Origin of the sequence: Pseudomonas sp. Irchel 3A5 (genome assembly GCF_900187575.1) — a bacterium.
Lineage (GTDB): Bacteria > Pseudomonadota > Gammaproteobacteria > Pseudomonadales > Pseudomonadaceae > Aquipseudomonas > Aquipseudomonas folii.
Genome location: NZ_FYDU01000001.1, coordinates 423,431 through 445,996 on the forward strand (window position 1 = coordinate 423,431; position 22,566 = coordinate 445,996).

A 22,566-nucleotide genomic window follows, 5' to 3' on the forward strand; every position below is an offset into this window, starting at 1 on the left:
ACCTGTCGGTTATATGCCACACACCCTGTCGGATCCATCCGTCCTTGAGTGTATCGAGCTGTTTCACTAATTCCTAAATAATATTTCACTGCCATTCGTCAGATCATTCTGACTGGTCGAATGGAAAGCGAAAAGCAAACCGCCTGCCTTTAGAAATCAGCCCACCCAAAACCGCTCCGAAAACACTCAAAGCCCCGTAGTCATTGAGGCGCAGAGGGTACAGCACCAATTGTTACAGTTGTCACCACTTGCTTCCAGCCATCTGAATTCTGTATCAAAAAATATTTGAAACGGCTGTTTAAAGCCCTTCTGTCGGACAGTTTTGGGGGGTATTCAGGAGGGGTTGAGCACGCTCGCCGCGAACAAAACTGGAAAATCGTTGTCGTGGCGGCACTAACGGCGAATCGTTAAAAGCGTGCATGGCTGGCAAAACTTGCACCATAACGATGCGATTTTCGCGCGCAGCAAAACACGCGCCTATTCATTCCAGCCTGGCTGAATGAGCGCTGAACACGATTCTGATAAATGAATGAAACACCCTGAAAGCCCCACAAGCAGGGGCTTTGGCCTCCCAGGAAGTACTGGTGAATATTTTTGAAAGCAGAAATTTCAAAAACTGGCACGACGCCTGCAATAGGTTACGTATCACCAGTTTTGGGGACCTTGGTACAGGCAGGCCGGGGATTCCCCTCTTTTATTCCTCTCGGAGACTGACCTCCAGTCTCCAGCGCCCGTCCAGCTCTGCACCGCGCAAGTCGCCATGCAGAGGGCGGGCCGCCAGCAGAGTTAGCAGCAAATCCTTCTTGTCCCGCTCCAGCTTCCAGCGCACGTCCTTCCCGTTAACCTTCAATTGCCCCCTCCACGGCTGACCTTTGGCCGTAAAGCGCATGGCAAACGTTCCGTCCACATGCTCAGGCATAACCTCGGGTTCACGGTTGAACCACAGTGCCAGCCCGGTCTGCTGCTCCTCGATCTGCAGCAATTCCAGCGGAGTCGGCTCGGTAAGACGCCCGATCATCAAGCCGACCAACAGCCCGACAATTGCCAGCGAACCCAGAACCTTTGGCCATAGCTTCGGCCGCGGGTCCTCTTCGGGGGTAGAATGCTCCCCATTCTTCAGCTCGGAGCCGTGCATGTTTCACGTCATCCTTTTTCAACCAGAAATTCCGCCGAATACCGGCAACGTCATCAGGCTGTGCGCCAATACCGGCAGCACCCTGCATTTGATCGAGCCCTTAGGCTTCGAACTGGATGACAAGCGCCTGCGCCGCGCCGGACTCGATTATCACGAGTTCGCCACTTTGCAGACCCATCCCGACCTGGCCAGTTGCCTGGAAAGCATCGGTCATCCGCGGCTGTTCGCTTTTACCACAAAAGGCTCACGCCCCTTCCACTACGCCAGCTTTCAGGAGGGCGACGCCTTCCTGTTCGGCCCGGAAAGTCGCGGCCTGCCCGCTGACATACTCGACGCCCTTCCCGGCGATCAGCGCCTGCGTTTGCCGATGCGCGAGGGTTGTCGGAGCCTGAACCTGTCCAACACGGTCGCCGTGGCGGTGTATGAAGGTTGGCGGCAGTTGGGATTTGCCTGACGACGCGTAGCTTTCGTAGGAGCTGCCGAAGGCTGCGAAGCGTTTATCCTGACATACCGCCATCGCAGCCTTCGGCAGCTCATACAGATACAGAGACAACGCCCAGGCCCATAGAAGCCTCATCACCCAACACCCACAAAAAAGCGCCTCAAAAGGCGCTTTTTTGGGTCCGGCTACAACACTTACTGAACAGTAGGTGTTTCGCCAGCAGCTTGCATGCGTTGCAGTTCTTGCGCGTACAGAGCATCGAAGTTCACCGGGGACAGCATCAGCGCCGGGAACGAGCCGCGGACGACCAGGCTGTCGATGGTTTCGCGCGCATACGGGAACAGAATGTTCGGGCAGAAAGCACCCAGCGTATGGCTCATCGAACCTTGATCCAGGCCTTTGATCAGGAAGATACCGGCTTGCTGGACTTCAACGATGAAAGCCACTTCGTCACCGTTGTTAACGGTAACCGACAAGGTCAGAACCACTTCGTAGAAATCACCTTCCAGCGGCTTCTGACGAGTGTTCAGGTCGAGGCTGACGGTAGGGGTCCATTCCTGACGGAAGATCGCAGGGCTTTTTGGCGCTTCGAACGACAGGTCGCGAACATAGATGCGCTGCAGCGAGAATTGCGGTGCATCTTCTTCGTTGGTAGCGGTGCCGTTGGTCGGTTGGTCAGTCATCTCGGGTCCTTTTAGCGTTTAAGTTCTGGAAAGGGGGTTGGAGTCAGGCTCAGAGCAGCTCATCAAGCTTGCCTGCGCGCTCCAGGGCAAAAAGATCATCGCATCCGCCTACGTGGGTCGTACCGATCCATATCTGCGGGACGGAAGTACGGCCGGATTTTTTCACCATTTCGGCGCGAACTTGCGGCTTGCCATCGACTCTGATCTCTTCGAAAGCCACATGCTTGTTCTGCAACAATTGCTTGGCGCGAGTGCAGTAAGGGCAATAATCGCTGGAATAGACGATGACTTCAGCCATATCACTTCACCAAAGGCAGGTTATCTGCACGCCATGTGGATACACCGCCGGACAGCTTGGCAGCCGTAAAGCCCGATTTGAGCAGTTCGCGTGCGACGGAGCCAGCCTGCTGGCCCATGGCATCGACGATGATCAGGGTCTTGGCCTTGTACTTTTCCAGCTCGCTGGTGCGGGTCAGAACCTTGTCGTTCGGGAAGTTCAACGCTCCCACGATGTGGCCTGCGGCGTAATCCTTGGTGGAGCGGATATCGATGACCACGGCCTGATCCTTGTTGACCAGCGCGGTCAGCTCACCGGTGCTCAGGCTGCGACCGCCCTTGCTCAATTCGTAGGCGATCAGCATCCCCAGCAAAATGATGAAAGCGCCAGTGATCAAATAGTGGTTGGTAGCAAAAGCAAGCAGGTGCTGAAGCATCAGTAGGTTCCAGGGCGTTAAAATGTCGGCCAGTATACACAGCAGCCAAGGTCGGCCAAAGCCCGTCAGACAATGAGGTCGATCAAGCCCACATGACATCGCGCCAGAACCGATAACTCCGGTATCGCGGCTCGCAATTGCAGATCAACAGCCCCTAAAATGCCGGTCTGTACTCCAACTTACTTTTTTAGCACGAGTGGGATCTATGACTACCACGCCAAAACCTTTGGTCCTGATCATTCTGGACGGCTTCGGACACAGCGAGAGCCATGAGGGCAACGCCATCCTGGCAGCCAAAATGCCGGTTATGGACCGCCTGTACAAGACGATGCCAAACGGCCTGATCTCAGGTTCGGGTATGGATGTCGGTCTGCCGGACGGTCAGATGGGCAACTCCGAAGTCGGCCACATGAACCTGGGTGCCGGGCGCGTGGTTTATCAGGATTTCACCCGCGTCACCAAAGCCATTCGTGATGGCGAGTTCTTCCAGAACCCGACTATCTGTAGCGCGGTAGATAAAGCTGTTGGTGCGGGTAAGGCCGTGCATATTCTCGGCCTGCTGTCGGACGGTGGCGTTCACAGCCATCAGGATCATCTGGTGGCCATGGCAGAACTGGCCGCCCAGCGTGGCGCAGAGAAAATCTATCTGCATGCCTTCCTCGACGGTCGCGATACGCCACCACGCAGCGCGCAAAAATCCCTTGAGCTGCTGGACGCCACTTTCGCCCGCCTGGGCAAAGGCCGGATCGCCAGCATCATCGGGCGCTACTTCGCCATGGACCGCGACAACCGCTGGGACCGTGTAGCCGCGGCCTACAACCTGATCGTTGACGGTGCCTCGGAGTTTCATGCGGCGAGCAGCGTGGCCGGTCTTGAAGCCGCCTACGAGCGCGGCGAAAACGATGAGTTCGTCAAAGCCACAAGCATCGGTGACAAGGTCACCGTGGAAGACGGCGACGCTGTGGTGTTCATGAACTTCCGTGCCGACCGTGCCCGGGAAATCACCCGGGTATTCGTCGAAGACGACTTCAAGGATTTCGAGCGCGCCCGCCAGCCTAAGGTCAACTATGTGATGTTGACTCAGTACGCAGCGAGCATTCCTGCGCCGTCCGCGTTTGCAGCTGGCAGCCTGAAAAACGTGCTGGGTGAATACCTGGCCGCCAACGGCAAGACCCAACTGCGCATCGCGGAAACCGAAAAATATGCTCACGTGACCTTCTTCTTCTCGGGCGGCCGCGAAGAAGAGTTCCTGGGCGAAGAGCGCATCCTGATCCCGTCGCCGAAAGTCGCGACCTACGACCTGCAGCCAGAAATGAGCGCGCCGGAAGTCACCGACAAAATCGTCGATGCCATCGAACACCAGCGTTATGACGTGATTATCGTCAACTATGCCAACGGCGACATGGTCGGCCATAGCGGCATCATGGAAGCGGCAGTCAAGGCCGTTGAATGTCTGGACGTCTGCGTCGGGCGCATCACCGATGCGCTGGAAAAAGTTGGCGGCGAAGCGCTGCTGACCGCTGACCATGGCAACGTCGAGCAAATGACTGATGACCATACCGGGCAAGCGCACACCGCACATACTTCCGAGCCAGTGCCTTTCGTTTATATAGGCAAGCGCAATCTGCAAGTGCGTGAAGGCGGAGTGCTGGCCGATGTCGCACCCACCATGCTGAAACTCATGGGTCTGGAAAAGCCGGAAGAAATGACCGGCCATTCGATCCTTGTTGACGCGTAAAAACGCTACACACCGGCATGTCGCCTAGCCACATGCCGGTTTTTATTTGTCAGGCCTCATACGAGGCGTTTTTTTTGCAGCGTGTGGCGGGCATACTAAGCCTGACACTTTTTTTCACAATTCCTCGGTATCGCCCACCCTCATGCTTCGCGCCTTGATCACCCTTGCTTTGATCTGCCTGCTCAATCCGGCGTTTGCCGACGATCAGCGGGCGCTCACACAGAAACAGATTGACGCAGCGCGTCAGGATGTCACCGAGCTGCAAAAGGCTCTGGGCGACTTGCAGAAAGAGAAAGCCGGCGTCCAGAAGGACCTGCGCGGTACTGAAACCGAGATGGGTAAGCTGGAAAAGCAGGTCGAGGTCCTGCAAAAGGAACTAAAAAAGACCGAAGCCGAGCTCAATCGGCTCAACCAGGAAAAAAGCAAACTCCAGAGCGCACGCGTTGAGCAACAGCGGCTGATCGCCATTCAGGCACGGGCGGCTTATCAAAGCGGTCGTCAGGAATACTTGAAGCTATTGCTCAATCAACAACATCCGGAAAAATTCGCCCGGACGCTGACCTATTACGATTACATGAGTCAGGCGCGCCTGACTCAGTTGCGTACCTTCAATGAAACACTGCGCCAGCTCGCGGGCGTTGAAAAAGATATCGACCTGCAACAGGCGCAACTGCTGGTTCAGAAAAGCTCGCTGGAAACTCAGCACGAAGAACTCGACAAAGTTCGCCAGGAACGCCAGACGGCGCTGGCCAAGCTTAATCAGGACTACAAGTCGCGAGATCAGAAGCTGCAAGCGCGGCAGCAGGAACAAGCCGAGCTGGGCAAGGTTCTGAAAACCATTGAGGAAACTCTGGCGCGTCAGGCCAAAGAGGCTGAAGAAGCCAGACAGAAAGCATTGGTCGCTGAACGTGAGGCTGAAGAAAAACGTCAGCGCGAAGCCCAAGCGCAAGCCAACAACAGTAGCAAGAGCAGCAGCAGAACCGACAGCGATGATGCACCAAAACGTCCGGCCAAAGCGCCTGGCGCCATGGTTTCCAGTGCTGGCGCTTCATACGGCGGAGCTTTCTCTGCAGTCAAAGGCAAACTTCCCTGGCCTGTTGATGGTCGATTACTTGCACGCTTCGGTGAAGCCCGCGGTGATGACGCTCGTTCCACCTGGGACGGCGTGATGATCAGCGCTTCGGCGGGCAGTCAGGTTCATGCTGTACACGGCGGTCGGGTGGTCTTCGCAGACTGGTTGCGCGGCGCCGGGCTTCTGGTCATTCTCGACCATGGCAACGGTTATTTGAGTCTGTATGGTCACAATCAGACATTGCTCAAGGCAGCCGGCGACATTGTCAAAGCCGGTGAAGCCATCTCCACTGTAGGCAACAGTGGTGGACAGGACACACCGGCGTTGTATTTCGCTATTCGTCAGCAGGGTCGCCCTAGTGATCCGGCCCAATGGTGCCGCACTCAAGGATAAGTCGGTTCCACCTTCAGGAGTTCGTTAGACATGCCGTATCTGTCCCGCCTCACCTCGCTGGCCCTGGCTATTGCCGTCGTTATCGGCGCTCCACTGGCTCAGGCTGCAGAAGTCAAAGCTGCGCCAGCCACTACCCCGGCTGCTGCGAACACCGCCAAAGCACCGCTGCCGCTCGACGAGCTGCGCACCTTCGCCGAGGTCATGGACCGGGTCAAAGCCGCTTATGTCGAACCAGTGGACGACAAGACGCTGCTGGAGAACGCCATCAAAGGCATGCTCAGCAACCTCGACCCGCATTCGGCGTATCTGGGCCCTGAAGACTTTCAGGAGCTGCAGGAAAGCACCAGCGGCGAGTTCGGCGGACTGGGCATCGAAGTCGGCGTCGAAGATGGTTTCGTGAAAGTCGTCTCCCCTATCGACGACACCCCGGCATCCAAGGCAGGCATCGAGGCCGGTGATTTGATCGTCAAGATCAACGGCGCACCGACGCAAGGTCAGACCATGCAGGAAGCGGTCGACAAGATGCGCGGCAAGATCGGTGAGAAGATCACTCTGACACTTGTTCGCGATGGCGGTAACCCGTTCGACGTGACGTTGGCCCGCGCGACCATTCAGGTCAAGAGCGTCAAGGCACAGATGCTGGAGAACGGCTACGGCTATATCCGCATTACCCAGTTCCAGGTGAAAACCGGGGACGAGGTCGGCAAAGCGCTGGCCAAGTTCCGCAAAGACAACGGCAAGAAAATGAGCGGGTTGATTCTTGACCTGCGGAACAACCCTGGCGGCGTATTGCAGTCGGCGGTTGAAGTGGCTGACCACTTCCTGACCAAGGGCCTGATCGTTTACACGAAAGGCCGTATTGCCAACTCCGAACTGCGCTTCTCGGCCGATCCGGCCGATGCCAGCGAAGGCGTACCATTGGTGGTGCTGATCAACGGCGGCAGTGCCTCGGCCTCGGAAATCGTTGCTGGCGCCTTGCAAGACCAGAAGCGCGGCATCCTGATGGGCACCGACAGCTTCGGTAAAGGCTCGGTGCAAACCGTGTTGCCGCTGAACAATGACCGCGCCTTGAAAATCACTACGGCGTTGTATTACACGCCTAACGGTCGTTCCATTCAGGCTCAGGGCATCAACCCGGATATCGTGGTGCGTCGCGCCAAGGTCACCAACGAAGCTGACGGCGAAGCGTACAAGGAAGCCGATCTGCTCGGCCACCTGGGCAACGGCAACGGCGGCGCGGACAAACCAACGGTCAAAGGCGGCGCAGCCAAGGCACGTCCGCAGGATGATGACTTCCAGCTCAGCCAGGCTCTAAGCCTGCTCAAGGGCCTGAGTATCACACGCGGCAATTAAACGATGCGTGTGTTCCTGTCCCATTGGTTGCTGGCCGCATTTTGCGTACTCACTGGCGTTGCTCACGCGGCGCCAGCTACCCAGGCCAACAAACCTGCCTTCCTCACACTGATCATTGATGACCTGGGCCAGAATCCGGCCCGGGATCAGCGCGTGCTTGCCCTCCCCGGCCCCGTGACGCTGGCGATCATGCCGGATACACCTCACGCCACCGAGTTTGCTCGTCAGGGGCATCGTGCTGGCAAGATCGTCATTCTGCACATGCCCATGGACCCGGCGACCGGCCCGTATGCCTGGCATCCAGAACTCCCCCTTACCGAGCTGGAAAGCAGACTGAACGCTGCGCTGCTTAAGGTCCCCTACGCTGCTGGCATCAACAACCACATGGGCAGCCGCATGACCGCCGAGCCGGTTGCCATGGCATGGTTGATGGCCGAGCTTCAGCGTCGCCATCTGGTTTTTGTCGACAGCCGTACCAGCGCGAAAACCGTTGCGGCAGCCGAGGCGCAAAAGATCGGATTAGCCAGCGTGTCACGGGATGTATTTCTTGATGATGAACGCACGCCTGAGGCCATTACCCGGCAATTGAAAATCGCCATTGAACTGGCTCGCAAACAGGGTTCAGCCGTGATGATTGGTCATCCTTACCCTGTCACGCTCGACGTGCTTGAACGCGAGCTCCCGCATCTGAAGGCACAGGGCATTGAGTGGATCGACCTGCGTCAGATGATCAGCGTGCGGGGTAATCAGGCGACGGCCGCGCACGGCAAGAACGGGATTTATCGGTAAAGATCGGGTTCACCAAGTACGGTAGGAGCGAACTTGTTCGCGAGGCGCTGTGTCAGGCGGACATCATCGCTCCCTTGCGGTGGCTCGCCCGGTCGCTCCTGCAGATCTTTGTGGTAAGGCTGAAAAACGTGTCCTTGCTCGCGATAAAGCCACTGACGTATCAGGTCAATAGTTAACGCACCTCCCCATCGCGTTACTGGCTACATGCGCTGACTTCCCCATGTCGGGGTTTCAACGCAAGGACAGTCATGAAAACAAAATTCTCCGCGCTTACCGGTTGCGCATTCGCCGTGTGCTTCTGGGCTGCTGGCGCGCACACCAAAGACTTCGGCGACGGGCTGGAAAACCTGTCGCCCTCCAGAGTCCTGGCCAACCAGAAGGGTCAAAATGATCACTGGAGAGGCATCGGACGGATTGAGAGCGACACTGGCCGGTCTTGCACTGCGACGTTGATCGACACTCGCTCAGTCAATAATGAGGCCTCTGCGCCAGCCTATGTGCTCACCAGTGGCCATTGCCTGTATAGAAAGAATAACGGCGTGATTATCACTGACCATCAGGTGACCGGAACTGTCACGTTCAACTACTTTGCCGATACGGTCGAGCATCAACAGCGCTATCCTCTCAAGCGGGTCAACTGGAGCAGCATGCAAGGCGTGGATCTGGCGATTGTGGAGCTGCAAGCCTCGCTTGAGTCCCTGATCGCAGCCGGAATCGAGCCCTTGCAGATAGCCGAGAAAACTCCGCAAGCTGACACGAACATCCTCATCGTCGGCGCACCTCTGGCATTCCAGAACCCTTATCTGCGATCGGCCGCTTGCACTCATCAGCCATCCGGGGCGCTTATCGTGCAACCGTGGGTCTGGCGCCATACGGTGAAAAACCAGTGCAAGGATCTCAAAGAGGGAAGTTCCGGCAGCCCTGCCCTGACTCGCGACAACAATCGGGTATTTGCCGTCATCAACACCGTGACTCCGTCCGAAGGCAACTTCGGCAACCCCATCAGTTACCTGCGCCCCTGCTTCGTTGCAGGCCAGCTCAGCACCGATCCGGAGATCTGCCCGCTCTTCCCCACGTTCTCAGTCGAGCCTGTCGGCCATATTCTCCGTTACACCAAGGTCAGACTTGCCCCAGACGGCAAGGAAATCTACCCCGACTGGAATGTCGCGTTCAGCATCGATAAACCGTTCTATCGCTTTAAAACTGTGCGCGAGGCCATTGAATGCGAGAACCCGAATGACTACAGCCACGCGATTGAAGCCACAAACGCCCGAGTAATCGACCAAATCGGTCCGCAAACCGGCACCCATATGCTGTGCTTGCTGGGCATCAAATCAGGCGATGAACGCCCGTCTCCCGGACTGATGCGCAATGCGTTGACATTCGCCACAGAGCTTCAGGCGGCAGGCCCGGCCAGTCCCGCTCAGGTGCAGTTCACTCAGCGCTCTGGCAGGTACATCATCAAATGGGATTACGATCCAAGTTTGGTCAGCAGACAAACCTTCAAATTCGGCCCCGCTCAGACCACAGCCTGCGATGATCCGGGTGGGTACAGGGGGGCGTGGCGCACACTCTATGTAAAGCCCAATCAACTGCCGGTGAAAATCTGCACCTATGCCTATGACCATGCGGATCAACCATCCGCGGTGCGGGAGGATGTTTTGGAGAAGATGAAATCTGAAGCTGGCTAAGCCGTGCAGGAAATGCTGTGTTTGCCTGGAAGCGTAATACCAGCGGGATCGACCGGGTCAATCATGAGCTTGAGATCAAGGTCAACCTGGGAGCGGCGCCTGGTTTGGGTATCAGCGATATTGGGACAGAATCTTATCCACAACCCCTTCCGCCCGTAGCTGGTCCAGCGACGCCTGTAACTTGTTCACCACGTCATCGGGCGTCGCCTTGTTGAGCGCAAGGTACAGATCAGCGTGGTTGAACCGCAGCACGGTCTTGAGGCCGGTGACGCCTTCTATTCTGGCCAGATAAGGTCCGGTCGGATCGCCCGCCGCCCATAGGTCAATCTGGCCGTTGACGAGTTTTTTGGCGTTGTCCTGATCGCGCAGCAACAGGATGGGATTCAGTCCCTGGGCCAGAAGCCGCTCGCCGATGGCATCACCTTTGTAAGCACCGATCCGATAAGCCTTGGCCTGCTCCAGACTGGTCAGTTTGATAGGGCTGTCGCCACGGGCGAGCAGTATCCAGTCGTAGGAACCCACTGGCCCAACCCACTTGAAAAGCTTTTCCCGCTCAGGCAAACGCGCTGTTGAAAACACCGCATAACCAGGTTTTTCCAGGGCCAGCTTGTAGATACGCTCCCAAGGGAAGCGCAACGTCATGCTGTAGCTGATTCCTGCGCGCTTGAATGTCTCGCGCACCACTTGCGCGGCGATGCCTTCAATGTTGCTTTCCTGAGCGAAATTTTTGCCGTCAATTGCCATGTTGTAAGGCGGCAGATTTTCGGTCATCAGCACAATGGAGTCGCGTCCCGGTGCCTCAATGGCGTCATCGGCCATTGCAGCCTCAGTGGCGCTGAAAACCAAAGCGCTGAAGGCCGTTAGGGCAATAAAACGAGATTTGAACATTGGCGCTCTCCATACGCTGACGGCAGACAGAGTGCAGCGCTCAAAAGCGCTTGTCCAGCACACATGGCGCATTGCCCACATAAGCGAGATTAAGCTTAGAGGCGACATGAACTGTAGGAGTGAGCTTGCTCGCGATAGCGTCAGGTCAGACGATAATTTCTCAACCGATCTACCGCTATCGCGAGCAAGCTCACTCCTACAGTGTGGGGAAGTGAATTCTAGCGAACCACAATCCCGCGCGCGGCCATGTAGGCTTTGGCTTCCGGCACGGTGTATTCGCCGAAATGGAAAATGCTCGCCGCCAATACGGCGCTGGCGTGGCCTTCAATAACGCCGTCTGCCAGATGCTGAAGGTTGCCGACACCACCCGAGGCGATGACCGGGATACCCAGAGCGTCACTGATTGCTCGGGTTACACCCAGATCGAAACCGTTCTTCATGCCGTCCTGATCCATGCTGGTCAACAGGATTTCGCCCGCGCCCAGGTCTTCCATCTTCTTGGCCCAAAGAACAGCGTCCAGACCTGTTGGCTTACGGCCGCCGTGGGTGAAGATTTCCCAGCGCGGGGTTTCACCTGGCAGCGAAACCTTCTTGGCATCAATGGCAACGACGATGCATTGCGAACCGAAATGCTGAGCAGCCTCGGCAACGAACTCGGGATTGAACACCGCAGCAGTGTTGATCGACACCTTGTCGGCACCGGCATTGAGCAGGTTGCGAATGTCTTGCACGGTGCGCACGCCACCGCCGACGGTCAGCGGGATAAACACCTGGCTGGCCATGCGCTCCACGGTATGCAACGTGGTGTCGCGGCCATCAACGCTGGCAGTGATGTCCAGAAAGGTGATTTCGTCAGCGCCCTGCTCATCGTACAGACGCGCAATTTCAACGGGGTCGCCAGCGTCACGGATGTTCTCGAACTTAACGCCCTTGACCACACGACCGTTGTCGACGTCCAGGCAAGGGATGATGCGTTTGGCCAGGGCCATTGGGTTATCTCCGATTTTTATCCTGCCGGGATCCTGGTAGGAGCGAACTTGTTCGCGAGACGTAGGGTCAGTCTGCATCTATTTAGACTGACGGAGCGCCTCGCGAACAAGTTCGCTCCTACCGAAATAGCTTAGCGCTGGTAGCCGTCACACAACGCCTGAGCTTCAGCCACATCCAGCGTGCCTTCGTAAATCGCCCGGCCGGTAATAGCGCCGATGATCCCCGGTGCCTTGGCATCCAGCAAAGCACGGATGTCACCCAGATTGTGGATGCCACCGGAAGCAATGACCGGGATCCGCGTAGCCGCAGCTAGCGCAGCCGTGAACGGGATGTTGCAGCCCTGCATCATGCCGTCTTTGGCGATGTCGGTATAAACGATGGCCGACACGCCATCCGCCTCGAAGCGCTTGGCGAGGTCGATCACTTGCACAGTGCTGACTTCAGCCCAGCCATCAGTCGCCACGAAACCGTCTTTGGCATCCAGGCCGACGATCACTTTGCCAGGGAATGCGCGGCAGGCCTCAGCAACAAACTCGGGTTCTTTAACGGCTTTGGTGCCGATGATCACGTAGCTCACGCCCGCTTTCACGTAGTGCTCGATGGTCTCCAGCGAGCGAATACCGCCACCGATCTGGATCGGCAGGGTCGGATAACGCTTGGCAATGGCAGTGACCACGTCACCGTTGACCGGCTGACCTTCGAACGCGCCGTTCAGGTCAACCAGATGCAGACGACGGCAACCGCCCTCGACCCACTTGGCAGCCATGGCAACCGGGTCGTCGGAGAACACAGTGGAATCTTCCATCCGGCCCTGGCGCAGACGCACACAGGCACCGTCTTTGAGATCGATAGCGGGGATGATCAGCATGCTTTTTCCTTCGTCCTGATAAGGCCCGTTTAACGGAACCGTCGTAGGAGCGGCTTTAGCCGCGAGGGCCATCAACTCGCGACACAGCTCGCGGCTAAAGCCGTTCCTACTTATGTTTAATTATTTTTCAAGCGCCCACAGGTCAATCTCGATGCTCGCAAATCGGTCATGGAGCACCTCCTGCACATCGGCAACCGCTTTGTTGTAATACAAAGGGGCGATTTCCGTGGTCAGAAACTCAAGCACTTCGGTCACCTCAAACGAGCCAAGCTCCAGTTCGAAGCGATCCAGAAACAACCGCTTGAGCTTGTCCACCGCAAGCGCCTCCTGGTCTGGATTCAACAACAGGATCGGTTGCTTTTTACCTCGGGCCATTACCAACGACCGTCCCACGCGGCGAAGTTCTGCAGCAACTGCAGGCCATGGGTATGGCTCTTCTCCGGGTGAAACTGTACGGCAAAGCGCGAACCGTCAGCCAGCGCCGCGGCAAAGTCGACGCCATAGTGACCGCGACCGACAACCTGACGCTGATTGGCCGCATCAATGTAGAAGCTGTGCACGAAGTAGAAACGCGCCATGTCCGGAATGCTGTGCCACAGAGGATGATCCACCGCCTGCGCCACCTCGTTCCAGCCCATGTGCGGCACTTTCAAATGCGCGCCGTCTTCATGCAGATCCTTGCCGAAGAACTTCACCTGACCGGGGAACATGCCGATGCAGTCAACGCCACCATTCTCTTCACTGCTGTCGAGCAACGCCTGCATGCCGACACAGATACCCAGAAACGGGCGATCCTGGCTGACTTCACGCACCAGCGAGTCGAAGCCCAGGCGACGGATTTCAGCCATGCAGTCACGAATCGCGCCGACACCGGGGAACACCACGCGGTCGGCTTCACGAATCACGTTGGCGTCGCTGGTGATATGCACCCGGCCAGCGCCCACATGCTCAAGCGCCTTGGCAACCGAGTGCAGGTTGCCCATGCCGTAATCAATGACCGCGACTGTCTGCATCAGAGCACACCCTTGGTCGAAGGCATTTGCCCGGCCATGCGATCATCCAGCTCAACCGCCATGCGCAGTGCGCGACCGAACGCCTTGAAGACGGTTTCAATCTGGTGGTGAGTGTTGGTACCACGCAGGTTGTCGATGTGCAGCGTCACATTGGCGTGGTTGACGAAGCCCTGGAAAAACTCCTGGAACAAGTCCACATCAAAGCCGCCAACAACGGCGCGGGTGTACGGCACATGCATTTGCAGGCCCGGACGCCCCGAGAAGTCGATGACCACACGCGACAGCGCTTCATCGAGCGGCACGTAGGCGTGACCGTAACGACGAATACCTTTCTTGTCGCCGATAGCTTTGCTGAAAGCCTGACCCAGAGTGATACCGACGTCCTCCACCGTATGGTGATCGTCGATCTCAAGGTCGCCTTTGCAGTTGATATCCAGATCGATCAGCCCATGACGGGCGATCTGGTCGAGCATGTGCTCAAGAAAAGGCACGCCGATATCGAATCGGGCCTTTCCGGTGCCATCCAGGTTGATCGACGCGTTGATCTGGGTTTCCAGAGTATTACGCTCGACGTACGCCTTACGTTCGGCCATCACCAGCTCCGCAAAATCATTGGGCGAAAAAGGCGAGCATTATAGGCCCAGAACAGGCTGGCATGAAGCAAACAGAAGAAGGGAATGGGATAAGACGACGAATTACGGAGGGATGCTGCTTTTTGGTGCGAATAAATCAGGAAAATGTGGGAGCGGTGCTTGCCCGCGATAAGGCTGGACGCGATCTAAAGTGAATCGCGTCGACCTCATCGCGGGCAAGCACCGCTCCCACAATACAGCGTTCCAACTTGAGGCTTGGGTTGCTAGCCTCTACAGCGGCTTAGTGGAACAACACCGCAGTCTTCTGCAGAGTGATCCAGACGCCCCACGCCAGCGGGATGCCTACTGCCAGCCAGGCTGCGATAGCCAGTGGCTTGCTGCCCGGATCGGCTTTCCACTCAAGAACGGTGGTGTGATCCGCGCCTTTGTCCATACCGTAGGATTGCTCGACAGCCAGTTCTTCATCAGTCATGAAGTACTTGTCGGCCACCGGACGAACCAGCAGGTTGCAGATGAAGCCTAGCACCAGCAGACCGGACAGGATGTACAAGGTCATATCGTAAGCGTCGGCACGGGCAACGCCGTGGCTCAGCTGATACTCACGCAAGTAGTTGACCAGAACCGGACCGAGGATGCCCGCCGCAGCCCAGGCGGTCAGCAGACGACCGTGGATCGCACCAACCATTTGGGTACCGAACAAGTCAGCCAGGTAGGCCGGAACCGTTGCGAAACCACCGCCGTACATCGACAGGATCACGCAGAACGCGGCGACGAACAGTGCAACGCTGCCCATGTGGCTCAGGCTTGGCACCAGTGCGTAGAGCAGGAAGCCCAGAGCGAAGAACACGAAGTAAGTGTTTTTACGACCCAGGTAGTCCGAGAACGAAGCCCAGAAGAAGCGACCACCGATGTTGAACAGGCTCAACAGACCGGTGAAGCCCGCAGCGATGGCGGCGATCTGGCCCAACTGAGCAGCATCAAGCTGGTTGAACGCCAGGTCGAGGCCCAGCAGCTTACCGGCGAACACTTCCTGCAGCAGCGGCGAAGCCATGCCGAGAATACCGATACCTGCCGAAACGTTCAGGCACAGCACCAGCCATACCAGACGGAATTGCGGCGTTTTCCAGGCCACGCTTACGTGTACGTGACGGTTGGTGATCATCGCGTTGCTGGCTTTCTTGACCGGAGCGGTCCAGCCTTCTGGCTTCCAGCCGGTTGGCGGAACGCGGTAAGACAGTGCGCCACCGATCATGAAGATGAAGTAGATCACCGCCATCACCACGAAGCTCTGCCAGACGCCCACGCCCTCAGGCGAAGCAAAATGGTTCATCAGCGCTGCGGCCAGTGGAGCACCTACCATCGCACCGCCACCGAAGCCCATGATCGCCATGCCGGTAGCCATACCGCGCTTGTCCGGGAACCACTTGATCAGGGTCGAAACCGGCGAGATATAGCCCAGCCCGAGACCGATACCACCGATCACTCCGGAGCCGACCCACATCAGCCATATCTGGTGGGTATAGATCCCCAACGCAGATATCAGCAGACCACCACACCAGCACAATGCCGATACAACACCGGCCTTGCGCGGGCCTGCGTGTTCCAGCCAGCCACCCCAGATGGCAGCCGAGCAGCCCAGGAAGATGAAGAACAGGGTGTAGATCCAGCCCAGCATGGAGATGGGCCAGTCGCAGGCAGACGAGAAAATCTGTGCGAAGAAGCTCATATCAGGTGCACAGGCTACTGGAGCCTTAATGCCAACTGCCTTGGACAACGGCAGCCAGAACACGGAGAAGCCATACGCCATGCCGATGCACAGGTGGATAGCCAATGCCGCAGGTGGTACGAGCCAGCGGTTGAAACCCGGCTTGGCGATGATGCGCTCTTTGGACAAGAACGCAGGCTGTGCGGGTGAACCGCCCAACGCAGTGCTTGTACTCATTGTTATATCCCCAGAAAAGATGCTCACAAGGTGTCGACGTTCCACCCACAGCCTCCGTGCACGCAGGCAACGACCGTTTTATCGGCAGAGTTCCCGAATACGTGACAAATAGACGCACCGGATTAACGAACGGCGCGAGATTATCACCTGTCAATTAAAAAAAGGCGTTTTGACATCACTTTTTTTGACGCCAGCGCTCTGCCTCTTGTATTTAGGGCACAATCGCCACTGCCGCCCGTCGCCAGAGGACATTTCATGCCTATCGTCGTTGAGTTTCTCCAGTCGGCCACCTATCAGGATCAGGCGGATTTGCAGAAGATTTACCGGGACGCACCCTCCTGGCTGTTCACGCCTTTTGCTGACGCGGTGCAACTGATCGAAAGCTGTCTTGAGGAAACTACGCTGGTCGTGGCTCGCTTCAATGATCGACTGGTCGCCGCCGCACGCCTGCAACGCCATGATGCGGTTTGGGAGCTGTCGCATTTGTGCGTCCGCAACCCCACGCGCCGCAGAGGTTTCGCTGAACAACTGGTCAACGAGGTGCGAAAATCGGCCCGAGAGTCAGGTTGCGAGCTACGCTTGCTGGCAACCGCCGAACCTCCCGAAGTCCAGGCTCTAGCGGCCAAACTCCAGATGCCGCTCGTACTCTATTAGCCGGAAAAGCTGAACAGGGTAGAGCCTGAGGCATCCAAAGCCCTGCAACTGCGTCAGGAGGTTATACTCGCGGGCAAATTTTAAACGTTCGAATACAAGGACTCGCCCATGAAAGCGTTCGGCAAAATCCTGGGACTTTTTGTTCTCGGGCTGTTGCTGATCATCGTGGCTCTCGGCTTTGCCCTGACCCATCTGTTTGATCCCAACGACTATAAAGACGAGATTCGCCAACTGGCGCGCGACAAGGCGCATGTTGAACTGACGCTTAACGGTGATATCGGCTGGAGCCTGTTCCCCTGGCTCGGCCTTGAACTGCACGAAGCCAGCGTCGCCACCTTGAACAACCCGACCAAGCCCTTTGCCGATTTGCAGATGCTGGGCCTGTCCGTTCGCGTGCTGCCGCTGTTGCGCCGCGAGGTGCAGATGAGCGATGTCCGCGTTGAAGGGTTGAACCTGAGCCTGAGCCGTGACGAAAACGGCCATGGCAACTGGGAAGACATTGGCAAACCGGCTACCTCCGATGTAGCAACTACCACTCCCCCTGCCGATGGCGAACAGACTCCGGCAGCCAAACCGGACAAGCCTTCCCAGCCGATAAAACTGGATATCGACAGCCTCACCGTGAACAACGCCCGGGTGGATTACGTCGATGCAAGCAAAGGCCAGTCGTTCACGGCCGAAAGCATCCAGCTCAGCACCGGTGCCGTTCATGAAGGCGCTGACATCCCGATCAAACTGACCGCGTTCCTCGGCACCACTCAACCCGTGATGCGCGCCAAGACCGAACTGGTCGGCCAACTGCGTCTGGATCGTGCCCTCAAACGTTATCAGTTTGGTGACATGCGATTGTCCGGCGAAGCATCGGGCGAGCCGTTGCAAGGCAAGACTGTCACGTTCGCTGCGCAAGGCCAGTTATTGGTTGATCTGGCGGCGAACGTCGCTGAATGGACCAACATGAAGTTGTCTGCCAACCAGCTACGCGCTCTAGGCGAGTTCCGCGCCCGCGATCTGGACAAAACCCCACAAATCAGCGGCGCAGTGTCCGTTGCCCCGTTCGATCTTCGGACCTTCCTCGACAGCGTTGGCCATCCACTCCCGGCCATGGCCGAAGGCAGTCTGAGCCAGGTTGGAATGATCACCCGCATCAGCGGTACGCCGAACAGCGTGGCACTTGAAGAGCTGAATCTGAAAGTGGACGACAGTACCTTCACCGGCCGCGTCGCCGTGGAAGACTTCGCCAAACAGGCCCTGCGCCTGCAACTCAAGAATGACACGTTCAACGCTGATCGCTATCGCCCCGCTGAAAGCGAAGAGAAAAAAGGCGCGAGCGCGGCACGCAAGTCTGAAGTACAGAACAGCGAGGCCGCTGCCGTGGCTGGCGCAGGCACGACGCCGTTGCCTGATCAGCCGACCAAAGCCGCCTGGAGCACCGCGAAACTGCTGCCGCTGGAGCGCATGCGCAAACTGGATGTAGACGCCGACGTCAGCTTTGGCGCCCTGACGATCGAGAAGCTGCAAATCCAGAACGCCATACTGAAGACACGGGCCCTCAACGGCGAGGTCAAGGTCGACAGCCTGCGCGGTGATCTCTACGGCGGCAATTTCGACGTCAAAGGCAATCTTGATGTGCGCCCGGACGTGCCACTGCTGAGCCTGCAAACGCGAGTCGACAAGGTGCCGGTCGAGCGTTTCCTGCAAAGTCAGGATCAAAACCCGCCCGTCAGAGGTTTGTTGACCCTCAACAGCGATCTGACCGGCAAGGGCAACAGCGAAAAAGCCCTGATCGACAGCCTGAACGGTACGGCCAGCTTCATGCTCACCAACGGCGTGCTGGTTAACGCCAACCTTGAGCAACAGCTTTGCCAAGGCATTTCGATGCTCAACCGGAAAACACTCAGCGGTGAGCCTCGCGGCAAAGACACGCCTTTCAAACAGCTCAACGGCAATCTGGTGTTCCGCAACGGCGTAGCCAGCAACCCGGACCTCAAGGTCCAAATCCCCGGCCTGACCGTCAACGGTAATGGCGATGTGGATTTGCGTGTCCTGGGCATGAACTACCGCGTAGGCATCATCATCGAAGGCGACAAAACCGAAATGCCCGACCCGGCCTGCGAAGTGAACCCTCGCTACGTCGGAATCGAGTGGCCAGTGCAGTGTCGCGGCCCGCTGGAACTGGGCGCCAAGGCTTGCCGTCTCGACAAGGAAGGCCTCGGCCAGATCGCCGCGAAAATGGCGGGTGACAAGATCGGCGAGAAGATCGAGGAAAAACTCGGCGATAAGGTCAGCCCGGAACTGAAAGACGCCCTGCGCGGACTTTTCAAACGTTAAACACAACACCTGTAGGAGCGCGCTTGCCCGCGATTCAACCTGTCAGGCGACAACATCGTCGCCTGACCTGAAGCAATCGCGGGCAAGCGCGCTCCTACCCTGACCAGGCGAAGACCTGGATCACTCATCAAACCGGATCAGCAATGCAACCCGAGCAATTCTCCAGCGCTGTGCTTGATTGGTATGACCGCCATGGGCGACACAACCTGCCCTGGCAGCAAGGCATCACGCCATATAGGGTCTGGGTGTCGGAAATCATGCTGCAGCAAACTCAGGTCAGCACCGTACTCAATTACTTCGATCGCTTCATGGATGCCCTGCCCACCGTGCAGGCACTGGCCGAAGCGCCTGAAGACGAAGTGCTGCATCTGTGGACCGGCCTGGGTTACTACACCCGGGCGCGTAACCTGCAGAAAACCGCGAAGATCGTCGTCGCCGATCACGATGGTGAATTCCCTCGCGATGTGGAAAAACTGATCCTGTTGCCCGGCATCGGCCTGTCGACAGCCGGAGCTATTGCCAGTTTGAGCATGGGCCTGCGTGCGCCAATCCTCGACGGCAACGTCAAACGCGTTCTGGCGCGTTTTACGGCGCAGGAGGGTTATCCGGGCGAGCCCAAGGTCGCAAAACAGCTGTGGGCCACCGCAGAGCGCTTCACACCCCATACGCGAGTCAATAACTACACCCAGGCGATGATGGATCTGGGCGCCACGTTGTGTACTCGCAGTAAACCGAGCTGCCTGCTATGCCCGCTTGAATCCGGCTGTGAAGCGCATTTGCTGGGTCTGGAAACTCGCTACCCGGTCCCCAAACCGCGCAAGGAAATCCCGCAAAAGCGCACCCTGATGCCGATGCTCGCCAACCGGGACGGCGCGATTCTGCTTTATCGCCGTCCTTCTACCGGTCTCTGGGGCGGCCTGTGGAGTTTGCCGGAGCTGGATGACTTCGAGGACCTTCAGCATCTGGCAGTGCAACACTCGCTGGAGCTGGGCCAACATCAGGAACTGCCGGGACTGGTCCATACCTTCAGCCACTTCCAGCTGAGCATCGAACCCTGGCTGGTCCGGGTCGAGGAGTCAGCTCATCACGTGGCCGAGGCCGACTGGCTCTGGTATAACCTCGCCACCCCGCCGCGCCTGGGCCTCGCTGCCCCGGTGAAGAAGCTGCTGAAACGCGCAGCCGACGTATTGAACGCAGGAGAGTCGTCATGACCCGCACCGTAATGTGCCGCAAGTACAAAGAAGAATTGCCAGGCCTGGAACGCGCCCCTTACCCCGGCGCCAAAGGTGAAGACATCTTCAACCACGTCTCGCAGAAAGCCTGGGCCGACTGGCAGAAACACCAAACCCTGCTGATCAACGAAAAGCGTCTGAACATGATGAACGCCGAAGATCGCAAATTCCTCCAGACCCAGATGGACAAGTTCCTGTCGGGCGAAGAATACGCGCAAGCCGAAGGCTACGTTCCACCCGAGAAATAAAGCGTTTCAAGCAGTGCGGGTCGTAAGCGACGGTAATAATTCAGATTTTTTTAAAAACATGCTTGACGACCCCCTGAAAAACACGTCTAATGCGCCCCGTTGCCCAGATAGCTCAGTCGGTAGAGCAGGGGATTGAAAATCCCCGTGTCGGCGGTTCGATTCCGTCTCTGGGCACCACTAATTGATTTCAGGTGGTGCGAGCATCACCTGAAAAATAAAGAAACCCGCCTAGTGCGGGTTTTTTTATGGCTGCGGTTTACTTAGCTGTATCCAATCGCGAAACGGCTATGCACTTACTGGAAATGCCGCTCACTAAAACGGGATTCCTCTGACAGAAAACCTCTCCCCTCTTCTTCACAATTAGCGCTCTGGCGCAATTGAGAGCGTGCAAGCTTGAGCTCTGCCTTACCCCCGCGCCCAACACAAGGATGGGCAGATGGGCGATCTGATACTGACCGATGAAGAAATTGAATGGCTTCTATCAGAACCCAAACGAGTGACGACACCTGCAGCGCGCTGGAAAGAGCAAAGAGGCTCCCGGCAACGCAATTTTTCAGTCGAGTCCGAAGACGGCGCAAATCAGTTTTCGCTCTTTCTCAGACAAAACCAGCGCCTCAAGAATGGCTTCTCGTGCGGACTGCTCTATCACCATCCCGATGGCGAGAAAATAACGCTCAGTCGGTACAACGGCAGCGACCACTCGCACTACAACCCGCTTGATGGAAGCCGATTCGATTTTTCCTGCCATATTCACAGAGCCACCGAGCGGTACATGGTTGCAGGAAGAAAAGCGGAGCATTTTGCGCTGAGCACACACCGATACGTTGACCTGGATGGCGCCGTCAGCGCCATCATTGCGGACTGCAACATTTCTGGACTAAAGCTTTGCAGCTCTGCCAACGAAGACGACAATAAGCCGGTCGACGACAAACAAATGAGCCTTGGCCTGGAATGACTATCGAAATATCCGCCCTGCAAAAGCTGCTCTGCGATACATTCTGCCAGGACGTGCGGGTAAACATGTCTGAAGGACGGGCTGTGGTTGCCCTGCCAATGTCAGCACGAGATGGTGATCAAATCATGGCTTATCTAAGCCAGACGACGGCCGGGTGGCGAGTTTCAGATATGGGGACAACCATGATGAAGCTCAGTTACGAGAACGAGCTGGGCAAACTCTTCTCCGGTGCCAGAGGTCAACTTCTGCAAACCATTCTGAATGAAAGTAGCTTGTCGGAGGATGATGGCGAACTGTTCTTAGAGGTTCCGGGCGATGCTCTTCCTCGTGGCCTTTTCACGCTCGGACAGGGGATAACTAGAATCGAGGACATCGGCTTGTGGACTCGAACTCGAATTGAATCAACATTTCATGACGACCTAAGGGGCATATTGAATGGATTTCTTTCCGCAGGGATTCTTGAAGAGGGGTACATAGTCCCGGAAATCCCGAATGGTGAGAGTTATCCGGTTGACTATTACATCCACACAACAGGCAGACCTTTGTACGTCTTTGGCGTAAACACAAAAGAAAAGGCAATGCTCGCGACGATTATCCTTCAGCACTTGCAGAAAGCAGGGCATAGTTTTGATTCGATGGTGATCTGCTCCAACATTGAGGAAATCCCCAAGCCCGATAAGCGTCGACTGCTCAACGCTGCGAATGATGTGGTCGCAACGATTCAGGACACTGACGCAATCAGGCAAAAAATCGAGCACCGCCTTCGCGCTTGAGTACCTTTCAAGAACACAGACCTTGGTGATTCACACAGTTCTGCGCTTCAATAGCGGCCTGTCATCAATCGCC

Annotated in this window: 23 protein-coding genes and 1 tRNA gene; 13 read left to right on the forward strand and 11 right to left on the reverse strand. The window is 57.0% G+C overall.

Annotation, left to right across the window (positions count from 1 at the left end; translation table 11 throughout):
* Positions 1 to 694 precede the first annotated feature (694 nt).
* Entirely contained in the window at positions 695 to 1,135 is a 441-nt protein-coding gene (locus CKW31_RS01705) for a hypothetical protein (RefSeq protein WP_095092650.1), read from the reverse strand.
* Between CKW31_RS01705 and trmL the strand changes: the two genes are divergently transcribed.
* Positions 1,134 to 1,589, forward strand: coding sequence for a tRNA (uridine(34)/cytosine(34)/5-carboxymethylaminomethyluridine(34)-2'-O)-methyltransferase TrmL (trmL, locus tag CKW31_RS01710; protein WP_095092652.1), 456 nt, complete (start codon positions 1,134 to 1,136; stop codon positions 1,587 to 1,589). The genes CKW31_RS01705 and trmL overlap by 2 nt on opposite strands.
* 182 nt (positions 1,590 to 1,771) lie before the next feature.
* Here trmL and secB read toward each other — a convergent pair whose 3' ends face one another.
* Genes secB through CKW31_RS01725 form a run of 3 tightly spaced genes read right to left on the reverse strand, consistent with a single transcriptional unit; the run spans position 1,772 to position 2,973 of the window.
* On the reverse strand, positions 1,772 to 2,260 hold the full coding sequence (gene secB / locus CKW31_RS01715; protein WP_027898930.1) for a protein-export chaperone SecB: 489 nt from the start codon (positions 2,258 to 2,260) through the stop codon (positions 1,772 to 1,774).
* 49 nt (positions 2,261 to 2,309) lie between these two features.
* The gene (gene grxC, locus CKW31_RS01720; RefSeq protein ID WP_027898929.1) at positions 2,310 to 2,558 is read right to left on the reverse strand and encodes a glutaredoxin 3; all 249 of its coding nucleotides are present in this window, start codon (positions 2,556 to 2,558) and stop codon (positions 2,310 to 2,312) included.
* A 1-nt stretch (position 2,559) separates the two neighbouring features.
* Positions 2,560 to 2,973 (reverse strand): rhodanese-like domain-containing protein, encoded by a 414-nt coding sequence (locus CKW31_RS01725; RefSeq protein WP_087265841.1) that lies wholly within the window; start codon positions 2,971 to 2,973, stop codon positions 2,560 to 2,562.
* Between the two features lie 205 nt (positions 2,974 to 3,178).
* Here CKW31_RS01725 and gpmI point away from each other — a divergent pair, with 205 nt between their 5' ends.
* The 5 genes from gpmI (at position 3,179) to CKW31_RS01750 (ending at position 10,009) form a co-directional block, all read left to right on the forward strand.
* Positions 3,179 to 4,711, forward strand: a complete 1,533-nt coding sequence (gene gpmI / locus CKW31_RS01730) for a 2,3-bisphosphoglycerate-independent phosphoglycerate mutase (protein WP_095092654.1) — start codon at positions 3,179 to 3,181, stop codon at positions 4,709 to 4,711.
* Positions 4,712 to 4,853: 142 nt separating this feature from the next.
* Positions 4,854 to 6,176: a murein hydrolase activator EnvC gene (locus tag CKW31_RS01735; protein ID WP_095092656.1), complete on the forward strand. Its 1,323-nt coding sequence runs from the start codon at positions 4,854 to 4,856 to the stop codon at positions 6,174 to 6,176.
* A 30-nt stretch (positions 6,177 to 6,206) separates the two neighbouring features.
* Positions 6,207 to 7,529 carry a S41 family peptidase gene (locus CKW31_RS01740; protein ID WP_095092658.1) on the forward strand — a complete coding sequence of 441 codons (1,323 nt, stop codon included), beginning with the start codon at positions 6,207 to 6,209 and terminating at the stop codon, positions 7,527 to 7,529.
* 3 nt (positions 7,530 to 7,532) lie between these two features.
* Positions 7,533 to 8,318, forward strand: a complete 786-nt coding sequence (locus CKW31_RS01745) for a divergent polysaccharide deacetylase family protein (protein WP_095092660.1) — start codon at positions 7,533 to 7,535, stop codon at positions 8,316 to 8,318.
* 248 nt (positions 8,319 to 8,566) lie between these two features.
* Entirely contained in the window at positions 8,567 to 10,009 is a 1,443-nt protein-coding gene (locus CKW31_RS01750; RefSeq protein WP_095092662.1) for a serine protease, read from the forward strand.
* Positions 10,010 to 10,120: 111 nt separating this feature from the next.
* On the opposite strand, the gene CKW31_RS01755 is transcribed toward CKW31_RS01750, so the two are convergent.
* From CKW31_RS01755 to CKW31_RS01785, 7 genes are all read right to left on the reverse strand, one after another.
* Entirely contained in the window at positions 10,121 to 10,828 is a 708-nt protein-coding gene (locus tag CKW31_RS01755) for an ABC transporter substrate-binding protein (protein WP_246475392.1), read from the reverse strand.
* 287 nt (positions 10,829 to 11,115) lie between these two features.
* The gene (gene hisF / locus CKW31_RS01760) at positions 11,116 to 11,886 is read right to left on the reverse strand and encodes an imidazole glycerol phosphate synthase subunit HisF (protein WP_087265831.1); all 771 of its coding nucleotides are present in this window, start codon (positions 11,884 to 11,886) and stop codon (positions 11,116 to 11,118) included.
* 131 nt (positions 11,887 to 12,017) lie between these two features.
* The gene (gene hisA / locus CKW31_RS01765; RefSeq protein WP_095092666.1) at positions 12,018 to 12,755 is read right to left on the reverse strand and encodes a 1-(5-phosphoribosyl)-5-[(5-phosphoribosylamino)methylideneamino]imidazole-4-carboxamide isomerase; all 738 of its coding nucleotides are present in this window, start codon (positions 12,753 to 12,755) and stop codon (positions 12,018 to 12,020) included.
* Between the two features lie 120 nt (positions 12,756 to 12,875).
* Positions 12,876 to 13,130, reverse strand: a complete 255-nt coding sequence (locus tag CKW31_RS01770; protein WP_095092668.1) for a DUF2164 domain-containing protein — start codon at positions 13,128 to 13,130, stop codon at positions 12,876 to 12,878.
* Positions 13,130 to 13,768: an imidazole glycerol phosphate synthase subunit HisH gene (hisH, locus tag CKW31_RS01775; protein WP_027898919.1), complete on the reverse strand. Its 639-nt coding sequence runs from the start codon at positions 13,766 to 13,768 to the stop codon at positions 13,130 to 13,132. The genes CKW31_RS01770 and hisH overlap by 1 nt, the downstream gene beginning before the upstream one ends.
* Complete coding sequence (gene hisB, locus CKW31_RS01780) at positions 13,768 to 14,361, reverse strand: imidazoleglycerol-phosphate dehydratase HisB (protein ID WP_027898918.1); 594 nt, start codon at positions 14,359 to 14,361, stop codon at positions 13,768 to 13,770. Before hisB ends, hisH begins: the two co-directional genes overlap by 1 nt.
* A 280-nt stretch (positions 14,362 to 14,641) precedes the next feature.
* Positions 14,642 to 16,303, reverse strand: coding sequence for an OFA family MFS transporter (locus CKW31_RS01785; protein WP_095092670.1), 1,662 nt, complete (start codon positions 16,301 to 16,303; stop codon positions 14,642 to 14,644).
* Positions 16,304 to 16,558: 255 nt separating this feature from the next.
* On the opposite strand from CKW31_RS01785, the gene CKW31_RS01790 reads away from it, so the two are divergent.
* From CKW31_RS01790 to CKW31_RS01820, 7 genes are all read left to right on the forward strand, one after another.
* Complete coding sequence (locus CKW31_RS01790) at positions 16,559 to 16,957, forward strand: acetyl-CoA sensor PanZ family protein (RefSeq protein WP_095092674.1); 399 nt, start codon at positions 16,559 to 16,561, stop codon at positions 16,955 to 16,957.
* 108 nt (positions 16,958 to 17,065) lie between these two features.
* A complete protein-coding gene (locus tag CKW31_RS01795) occupies positions 17,066 to 19,285 on the forward strand; it encodes an AsmA family protein (protein WP_095092676.1) in 2,220 nt (739 codons plus the stop codon).
* A 143-nt stretch (positions 19,286 to 19,428) separates the two neighbouring features.
* On the forward strand, positions 19,429 to 20,496 hold the full coding sequence (gene mutY, locus CKW31_RS01800) for an A/G-specific adenine glycosylase (protein WP_095092677.1): 1,068 nt from the start codon (positions 19,429 to 19,431) through the stop codon (positions 20,494 to 20,496).
* Entirely contained in the window at positions 20,493 to 20,765 is a 273-nt protein-coding gene (locus CKW31_RS01805) for an oxidative damage protection protein (RefSeq protein WP_027901312.1), read from the forward strand. Before mutY ends, CKW31_RS01805 begins: the two co-directional genes overlap by 4 nt.
* 101 nt (positions 20,766 to 20,866) lie before the next feature.
* Positions 20,867 to 20,942 (forward strand) — tRNA-Phe (locus CKW31_RS01810).
* Positions 20,943 to 21,201: 259 nt separating this feature from the next.
* Entirely contained in the window at positions 21,202 to 21,720 is a 519-nt protein-coding gene (locus CKW31_RS01815) for a hypothetical protein (RefSeq protein ID WP_095092679.1), read from the forward strand.
* Positions 21,717 to 22,493: a DUF1828 domain-containing protein gene (locus CKW31_RS01820; RefSeq protein ID WP_095092681.1), complete on the forward strand. Its 777-nt coding sequence runs from the start codon at positions 21,717 to 21,719 to the stop codon at positions 22,491 to 22,493. The genes CKW31_RS01815 and CKW31_RS01820 overlap by 4 nt, the downstream gene beginning before the upstream one ends.
* Positions 22,494 to 22,566: the final 73 nt, after the last annotated feature.

Coding starts and splice junctions, on each gene's coding strand:
- trmL (WP_095092652.1), top strand. CDS start 1,134: ATGTTTCACGTCATCCTTTTTCAACCAGAAATTCCGCCGAATACCGGC.
- CKW31_RS01705 (WP_095092650.1), bottom strand. CDS start 1,135: ATGCACGGCTCCGAGCTGAAGAATGGGGAGCATTCTACCCCCGAAGAG.
- secB (WP_027898930.1), bottom strand. CDS start 2,260: ATGACTGACCAACCGACCAACGGCACCGCTACCAACGAAGAAGATGCA.
- grxC (WP_027898929.1), bottom strand. CDS start 2,558: ATGGCTGAAGTCATCGTCTATTCCAGCGATTATTGCCCTTACTGCACT.
- CKW31_RS01725 (WP_087265841.1), bottom strand. CDS start 2,973: ATGCTTCAGCACCTGCTTGCTTTTGCTACCAACCACTATTTGATCACT.
- gpmI (WP_095092654.1), top strand. CDS start 3,179: ATGACTACCACGCCAAAACCTTTGGTCCTGATCATTCTGGACGGCTTC.
- CKW31_RS01735 (WP_095092656.1), top strand. CDS start 4,854: ATGCTTCGCGCCTTGATCACCCTTGCTTTGATCTGCCTGCTCAATCCG.
- CKW31_RS01740 (WP_095092658.1), top strand. CDS start 6,207: ATGCCGTATCTGTCCCGCCTCACCTCGCTGGCCCTGGCTATTGCCGTC.
- CKW31_RS01745 (WP_095092660.1), top strand. CDS start 7,533: ATGCGTGTGTTCCTGTCCCATTGGTTGCTGGCCGCATTTTGCGTACTC.
- CKW31_RS01750 (WP_095092662.1), top strand. CDS start 8,567: ATGAAAACAAAATTCTCCGCGCTTACCGGTTGCGCATTCGCCGTGTGC.
- CKW31_RS01755 (WP_246475392.1), bottom strand. CDS start 10,828: ATGGCCGATGACGCCATTGAGGCACCGGGACGCGACTCCATTGTGCTG.
- hisF (WP_087265831.1), bottom strand. CDS start 11,886: ATGGCCCTGGCCAAACGCATCATCCCTTGCCTGGACGTCGACAACGGT.
- hisA (WP_095092666.1), bottom strand. CDS start 12,755: ATGCTGATCATCCCCGCTATCGATCTCAAAGACGGTGCCTGTGTGCGT.
- CKW31_RS01770 (WP_095092668.1), bottom strand. CDS start 13,130: ATGGCCCGAGGTAAAAAGCAACCGATCCTGTTGTTGAATCCAGACCAG.
- hisH (WP_027898919.1), bottom strand. CDS start 13,768: ATGCAGACAGTCGCGGTCATTGATTACGGCATGGGCAACCTGCACTCG.
- hisB (WP_027898918.1), bottom strand. CDS start 14,361: ATGGCCGAACGTAAGGCGTACGTCGAGCGTAATACTCTGGAAACCCAG.
- CKW31_RS01785 (WP_095092670.1), bottom strand. CDS start 16,303: ATGAGTACAAGCACTGCGTTGGGCGGTTCACCCGCACAGCCTGCGTTC.
- CKW31_RS01790 (WP_095092674.1), top strand. CDS start 16,559: ATGCCTATCGTCGTTGAGTTTCTCCAGTCGGCCACCTATCAGGATCAG.
- CKW31_RS01795 (WP_095092676.1), top strand. CDS start 17,066: ATGAAAGCGTTCGGCAAAATCCTGGGACTTTTTGTTCTCGGGCTGTTG.
- mutY (WP_095092677.1), top strand. CDS start 19,429: ATGCAACCCGAGCAATTCTCCAGCGCTGTGCTTGATTGGTATGACCGC.
- CKW31_RS01805 (WP_027901312.1), top strand. CDS start 20,493: ATGACCCGCACCGTAATGTGCCGCAAGTACAAAGAAGAATTGCCAGGC.
- CKW31_RS01815 (WP_095092679.1), top strand. CDS start 21,202: ATGGGCGATCTGATACTGACCGATGAAGAAATTGAATGGCTTCTATCA.
- CKW31_RS01820 (WP_095092681.1), top strand. CDS start 21,717: ATGACTATCGAAATATCCGCCCTGCAAAAGCTGCTCTGCGATACATTC.